The 7038-nt window shown below is 72.2% G+C and carries 5 protein-coding genes; 4 read left to right on the forward strand and 1 reads right to left on the reverse strand.

Features of this window, described 5'->3' with window-relative positions:
• From AC2CJA_RS21900 to ftsY, 3 genes are all read left to right on the forward strand, one after another.
• Positions 1 to 1061, forward strand: a 1061-nt coding sequence (locus AC2CJA_RS21900) for an AAA family ATPase (protein ID WP_484604387.1), incomplete at its 5' end; no start/stop codon positions are given.
• Positions 1062 to 1330: 269 nt separating this feature from the next.
• Positions 1331 to 2764, forward strand: coding sequence for a sugar porter family MFS transporter (locus tag AC2CJA_RS21905; protein ID WP_484604388.1), 1434 nt, complete (start codon positions 1331 to 1333; stop codon positions 2762 to 2764).
• Positions 2765 to 2952: 188 nt separating this feature from the next.
• Positions 2953 to 4185: a signal recognition particle-docking protein FtsY gene (gene ftsY, locus AC2CJA_RS21910; protein WP_484604389.1), complete on the forward strand. Its 1233-nt coding sequence runs from the start codon at positions 2953 to 2955 to the stop codon at positions 4183 to 4185.
• A 110-nt stretch (positions 4186 to 4295) separates the two neighbouring features.
• Here the strand turns inward: ftsY and AC2CJA_RS21915 are convergent, their stop codons facing one another.
• Positions 4296 to 4985, reverse strand: a complete 690-nt coding sequence (locus AC2CJA_RS21915; protein WP_484604390.1) for a bifunctional DNA primase/polymerase — start codon at positions 4983 to 4985, stop codon at positions 4296 to 4298.
• Between the two features lie 327 nt (positions 4986 to 5312).
• Here AC2CJA_RS21915 and nsdA point away from each other — a divergent pair, with 327 nt between their 5' ends.
• Complete coding sequence (gene nsdA, locus AC2CJA_RS21920; RefSeq protein WP_484604391.1) at positions 5313 to 6896, forward strand: transcriptional repressor NsdA; 1584 nt, start codon at positions 5313 to 5315, stop codon at positions 6894 to 6896.
• Positions 6897 to 7038 lie beyond the last annotated feature (142 nt).

Raw genomic sequence — 7038 nt, forward strand, 5'->3', positions numbered from 1 at the left:
GCGCCCGGCTGCGGCACGAGCGGGAGGTGGCCTCGGCGGTCGCCTCCGGCGCCCGGCAGCTGCTGGCTCATGTGGAGGTGTCGCTGGCGCGGGCGGGGGAGGAGCGGGAGGCCGCCCGGGGCGCCAAGGCCGAGCGGGAGCGCGAACTGTCCGCCGAGCGGGACCGGGGCCGGCAGCTGAAGGAGGAGCTGGACAAGCTCACCGACTCGGTGCACCGCGGCGAGGTGCTGGGCGCCGAGAAGCGGCTGCGGATCGAGCAGTTGGAGACGCGGTCCCTGGAGGAGCTGGGCGTGGAGCCGGCCGTGCTGGTCCGCGAGTACGGTCCCGGCCAGCCGGTGCCGCCGTCGCCTCCCGCCGAAGGGGAGCAGCTGCCGGATGACCCCGGTCACCCGCGCAACCGCCCGGTCCCCTTCGTCCGCGCCGAGCAGGAGAAGCGGTTGCAGGCGGCCGAGCGGGCGTACCGGCAGCTGGGCAAGGTGAACCCGCTGGCGCTGGAGGAGTTCGCGGCGCTGGAGGAGCGGCACCGCTTCCTCGGCGAGCAGCTGGAGGACCTGAAGAAGACCCGCGCGGACCTGCTGCAGGTGGTCAGGGAGGTGGACGAGCGGGTCGAGCAGGTCTTCACCGAGGCGTACCGCGACACGGCCCGCGAGTTCGAGGGAGTCTTCTCACGGCTGTTCCCCGGCGGCGAGGGGCGGCTGGTCCTCACCGACCCGGAGAACATGCTCACCACGGGCCTGGACGTCGAGGCCCGGCCGCCGGGGAAGAAGGTCAAGCGGCTGTCACTGCTGTCGGGGGGCGAACGCTCGCTGACGGCCGTGGCGCTGCTGGTGTCGATCTTCAAGGCCCGGCCCAGCCCGTTCTACGTCATGGACGAGGTCGAGGCGGCGCTGGACGACACCAACCTCCAGCGGCTGATCGGGATCATGAGGGAACTCCAGGAGAGTTCGCAGCTCATCGTGATCACCCATCAGAAGCGGACCATGGAGGTCGCCGACGTTCTCTACGGCGTCTCGATGCAGGGCGACGGGGTGTCCAAGGTCGTCAGCCAGCGGCTCCGCTGAGATCCCACCAGGGTGACACGGGGCAGGGCAGGCGGGGCGGAACGAGTTCAGTGTCTTCGCTCTTGCTTCGCTTCCCGAACGGAAAACGTTATCTGTTGGATCCGTCTCGGGCCTCTCTCATCTATTGACTTCAATTATTGAACGAATGGTCTCTGTATGGTCGGTTATGCCTTCAAGCGGCGGCATGCAGTTGTGCGTGCCGGGTAAAAGGCGGCAACCACTTGGCACCCCACCCGGCACCGCCGCCGGGGATCGCAGGAGTACACACCGTGACCAGCACCGAACAGGTGGGAACGGACGGCCCGGGCACCCCGGCCGTACGCCACCGGCACCTCAGGCACGTCGTCTTCATCGCCGTCGCGGCGGCGATGGGAGGCTTCCTCTTCGGATACGACAGTTCCGTGATCAACGGTGCGGTCGTCGGCATCCGCGGCAGATTCGACGTCGGCCCCGGCCTGCTCGCACAGGTCATCGCCGCGGCCCTGATCGGCGCCGCGATCGGGGCCGCCGTCGCGGGCCGGCTCGCCGACCGGCTCGGCCGTATCCGGGTGATGCAGATCGCCGCGGCGCTCTTCGCCCTCAGCGCCATCGGCTCCATGCTCCCCTTCACTCTGTGGGACCTGGCCTTCTGGCGGACCCTGGGCGGTGTCGCCATCGGCATGGCCTCCGTGATCGCCCCCGCCTACATCGCGGAGGTCGCTCCGGCCGGATACCGCGGCCGGCTCGCCTCCTTCCAGCAGGGCGCCATCGTGCTGGGCATCGCCGTCTCGCAGCTGGTCAACTGGGGTGTGCTCAACCTCGCCGACGGTGACCAGCGCGGGCAGCTGCTGGGCCTCGAGGCGTGGCAGCTCATGCTCGGCATCGAGATCGTCCCCGCCCTGCTCTACGGGCTGCTGACCCTGCGCATACCCGAGTCCCCGCGCCATCTCGTCGCCCTGGGACGCACGGACGAGGCCAGGGCCGTCCTCAAGGGGGTCGAGCCGGAGGGGACCGACCTGGACACCCGCGTCGCCGAGATCGAGGCGGGCATGCGCCGCGAGGGCAGGCCGAGCCCGCGCGACCTGATGGGCGGCCGCTTCGGCCTGCTGCCGATCGTCTGGGTGGGCATCGGCCTGTCGCTGTTCCAGCAGCTGGTCGGCATCAACGTGATCTTCTACTACAGCGCCTCGCTGTGGCAGTCGGTCGGCATCGACCCCGGCAGCTCGTTCTTCTACTCCTTCACCACCTCGATCATCAACATCGTCGGTACGGTGATCGCGATGCTCCTGGTGGACCGGATCGGCCGCAAGCCGCTGGCCCTGACCGGCTCCGCCGGCATGGCGCTCTCGCTCGCCGCGGCGGCCTGGGCCTTCTCCCACAAGAGCGGCACGGGCGAGGACATCGCCCTGCCCGACACCCAGGGCGCCGTCGCCCTGGTCGCCGCCCACTCCTTCGTGCTCTTCTTCGCCCTCTCCTGGGGTGTGGTGGTCTGGGTGATGCTCGGTGAGATGTTCCCGGGCCGCGTCCGCGCCGCCGCCCTCGGCGTCGCCGCCGGCGCCCAGTGGGTGGCGAACTGGCTGATCACCGTCACCTTCCCGAGCCTGTCGGACTGGAACCTCTCGGGCGCGTACGTCATCTACACGGCCTTCGCCGTGCTCTCGATCCCGTTCGTCCTCAAGTTCGTGCCGGAGACCAAGGGCAGGACGCTGGAGGAGATGGGCTGACCCGCTCCGCCCACGCGGCGACGAGCGCCGTTCCGGCCCGCCCCACGGGCCGGAACGGCGCTCGTCCGCGTCCTTGACCGATACTGGAACGCGTTGTGACTCCGGCTCCGAAGGAGCTTCTCGCTCGGCCCGAACGGCTCTGCGGCGGGCAGGCCCTGCCCGTGGCGCAGGTAACTCTTTAGGGAACCATGGACATCCTCATTCTCGTTGTCGTCATCGCCGTGGTCGCCGTCGTGGCGATCGGCGGACTGGTGGTCACCGGCGTCCGCAAGAAGAAGACGCCGCGGCTGGACCGCTCCGCCCCACCCCCGACCATCACCGCGCCCCCGGCCGAACCGCAGGTCGGTGAGGAGGCCGGGCCTCCCCGCGCGGAGGAACGCCGCACCATCGAAGAGGTCGAGCTGCCGCGGCCCCCGGTCGGGGCGACGGACGCGGAGGCGGCCGCACCCCCGCAGCCGGAAGCCCCCGAGATCGAGGTGCCCGCTCCCACCGCCGGACGCCTGGTGCGGCTGCGCGAGCGACTGTCGCGGTCCCAGAACACCCTGGGACGCGGTCTGCTCACCCTGCTCTCCCGCGACCACCTCGACGAGGACACCTGGGAGGAGATCGAGGACACCCTGCTCACCGCCGATGTCGGCGTCGCCCCCACCCAGGAACTGGTCGAGCGGCTGCGCGAGCGGGTGAGGGTGCTGGGCACCCGTACCCCCACCGAGCTGCGCGCGCTGCTGCGCGAGGAGCTGCTGGCCCTGATCGGCACCGACCTGGACCGCACCGTCCACACCGAGGGCGGTGTGTCCTCCGAGGGCGTGGTGCGGCCGGGCGTGGTGCTGGTCGTCGGAGTCAACGGCACCGGCAAGACCACCACCACCGGCAAGCTCGCCCGCGTCCTGGTGGCCGACGGCAGGTCGGTCGTGCTGGGCGCCGCCGACACCTTCCGCGCCGCCGCCGCCGACCAGCTCCAGACCTGGGGCGAGCGTGTCGGCGCCCGCACCGTACGCGGCCCCGAGGGCGGCGACCCGGCGTCGGTCGCCTTCGACGCGGTCAAGGAGGGCATCGTCGAGAACGCGGACGTGGTGCTCATCGACACCGCGGGGCGGCTGCACACCAAGACCGGCCTGATGGACGAGCTGGGCAAGGTCAAGCGGGTGGTGGAGAAGCACGGTCCGGTCGACGAGGTCCTGCTCGTCCTGGACGCCACCACCGGCCAGAACGGGCTGATCCAGGCCCGGGTCTTCGCCGAGGTCGTGGACATCACCGGCATCGTGCTCACCAAGCTCGACGGCACGGCCAAGGGCGGCATCGTCATCGCCGTCCAGCGCGAGCTGAACGTCCCGGTCAAGCTCGTGGGCCTGGGCGAGGGGGCGGACGACCTCGCGCCGTTCGAGCCGGAGGCGTTCGTCGACGCCCTGATCGGCGACTGACGAAACAGGCGGGCCGGGAAGGACACCGGACGCCCCGCCGCGCACGGCCGAGGCCGCGGCGGGGCCCCGAGCCCGGACCCGGGTCCGGATGCCCGCGGACCCCGAAGCGGTCAGGATCCGGGCAGCTCGCGGTGGCAGACGTACGCCAGGGTGCCCAGCAGCAGTCTGGCCTGCGGAGGACGGCCGGCCCTTTCCAGGGTGGGCGGTCGCAGCCACCGGACCGGGCCGAGCCCGCCCAGGTCGGAGGGCGGAGCGGTGACGTGGTCGCCCGGGCCGAGACCGCGCAGGTCCAGTACGGCGTCGTCCCAGCCCGTCCGGTACAGCAGACGGGGAAGACCGGCGGCGGCGCCGGTGGCCACGAAGAACCAGGCGCGGCCGTGCGGGGCGACGGCGACCGGCCCGAGCGGCAGCCCCATCCGCTCCAGCCGGGCCAGCGCACGGCGCCCGGCGGGCTCGGACACCTCGATGACGTCGAAGGCGCGGCCCACCGGCAGCAGCAGGGCCGCACCCGGGGCCCGGTCCCAGGCCGCGGTGGCCTCGTCCAGCGTCGCGCCGGCCGGCACCAGCAGCGACTCGTCCAGGGGGTGGGCGCCGGGGGAGGGGCATCCGGGGGCGCCGCAGGAGCACTCGATCCGGCCGCCGACGCGCGTGGCACGCGCCCCCGGGACCACGTCCCAGCCCCACAGACCGGTGTACTCGGCCACCGCGGTGCACATCGGGGCGCGGCGGTGGCGCCGGGTACCGGACCGCAACTCCCGGATCTCCCGGATCTCCCGGATGCTGCCGATTGTGAAGCCCATGCCCCCTCCAACGGGTCCCGCGCGCTCTTGGTTACGAAACCGTCGCACAGAGCGACGCCGGACGGTCCGGTTCGAAGCGGGGCGACGGGATCTGTATGAGGGGTGCGCCGGTCTTCGTGCGCCCCCGGTGTGCATCGCTTCAACCGGTTGTGGCCGTCCTGAGACAAGTGAACCGCGCGGAGTGCTGCTTGGGTTCACTCGAAGGGGTGGCGAATGGTGGCGGTTTTGCAATTTCACTCGCTGGATCGGTGATCGTAGGATTACTTTCGGTTCACACGGCGATGCAGAGGCAACGGAAGACGTCCGGCGTGCGCCTATCCCACAGGCATGCCGCGAGAGCATCCGGGGCAGGGCGCGTACGGGCCGAATGGGGGCGTTCCAGTGGGCGGCAACGGCAGCAGCGGCGGAGTCGGTACCGTCGGGAAGCGCCCGAACGGACAGTTCGCCTCGTGGTTCGCGCGCAGCGGCTGGTCCAAGGGCGAGCTGGCCCGGCAGGTGAACCGCCGGGCACGCCGGATGGGCGCGTACCACATCAGCACCGACACCTCCCGGGTGCGCCGCTGGCTGGACGGCGAGCAGCCCCGCGAACCGATCCCGCGGATCCTCTCCGAGCTGTTCTCCGAGCGCTTCGGCTGCGTGGTCGCCGTCGAGGACCTGGGGTTGCGCACCGCTCGCCAGGCGGCCTCCGACGGCGGCGTGGACCTGCCCTGGACGGGGCCGCAGACCGTGGCGATGATCAGCGAGTTCTCGCGCAGCGACCTGATGCTGGCCCGCCGGGGCTTCCTCGGAAACTCCCTGGGTATGGCCGCGGGCCCCGCGCTGATCGAGCCGATGCAGCGCTGGCTGGCGCCCGCCCCGGTCGCGCCGGCCCCCGGCGAGGGCTTCCCCGGCGCTTCGTCGGGGCCGGTCCCGGCCCGGGGCATCGGCGCACGGGGCGACCGCCGGCTGTCGGGCCCGGAGCTGGAACTGCTGGAGCAGACGATCGTGATGTTCCGCCGGTGGGACGCCCAGTGCGGGGGCGGGCTGCGGCGCAAGGCCGTCGTCGGCCAGCTCCACGAGGTCACCGACCTCCTTCAGGAGTACCACGCCGAGCCGGCGCGGCGGCGGCTGTTCCGCGTCACGGCCGAGCTGGCGGAGCTGGCCGGCTGGATGAGCTACGACATCGGACTCCAGCCGATCGCGCAGAAGTACTTCGTCCTCGCCCTGCACGCGGCCAAGGAGGCCGGCGACCGGCCGCTGGGCTCGTACGTGCTGTCCGGCATGGGCCGCCAGATGATCCATCTGGGCCGGCCCGAGGACGCGCTGGAGCTGGTCCACCTCGCGCAATACGGCGGCCGGGAGGACGCCACCCCCCGGACCCAGGCGATGCTCCACGCCGTCGAGGCGCGCGCGTACGCCAACATGGGACGGCCCGACAAGTGCCACAGGGCGGTGCGGATGGCCGAGGAGACCTTCGCCGAGGCCGCCCCCGGGGACGCCGATCCGGACTGGATCGGCTTCTTCTCCGAGGCCGAACTGAATGCCGAGAACGCCCACTCCTACCGCGACCTCGCCTATGTGGCGGGTCGCAGCCCGGCCTACCTCTCGCTCGCGCAGCCGGCGATGCGGCGGGCCGTGGACCTGTTCGGCCGTGAGTGCGGCGACGGCGGCGGCCACCAGCGCTCCTACGCGCTCAACCTCGTCGGCATGGCCACCGTCCACCTGCTGCAGCGCGAACCCGAGCAGTGCGCCGAGATGGCCGGCCGGGCGCTGGGAGTGGCGAAGCGCCTCCGCTCCGAGCGGGTCGACAACCGCATCCGCAAGACCGCGGCCACGGCGGCCCGCGAGTTCGGGGACATCGCGGAGGTCGTCCAGCTCACCGAGCGGCTCGCCGACGAGCTGCCCGGGAGCGGGGCCGTTCTCGCGGGCTGAACGGGTCCGCCCGCCCCGGTCCTCCCGCCGCCCGCCCCGGTCCTCCCGCCGTTCCTTCCCGGCCGCCCGCCGTACGGCCTCCGGGTTGTCATACGACCGTGCCGACAGGGCCGTCCCCCACCGGCCGGGCGCGGTCCTCGCG

The sequence above is a fragment of the Streptomyces sp. ATLC9 genome (genome assembly GCF_057196705.1).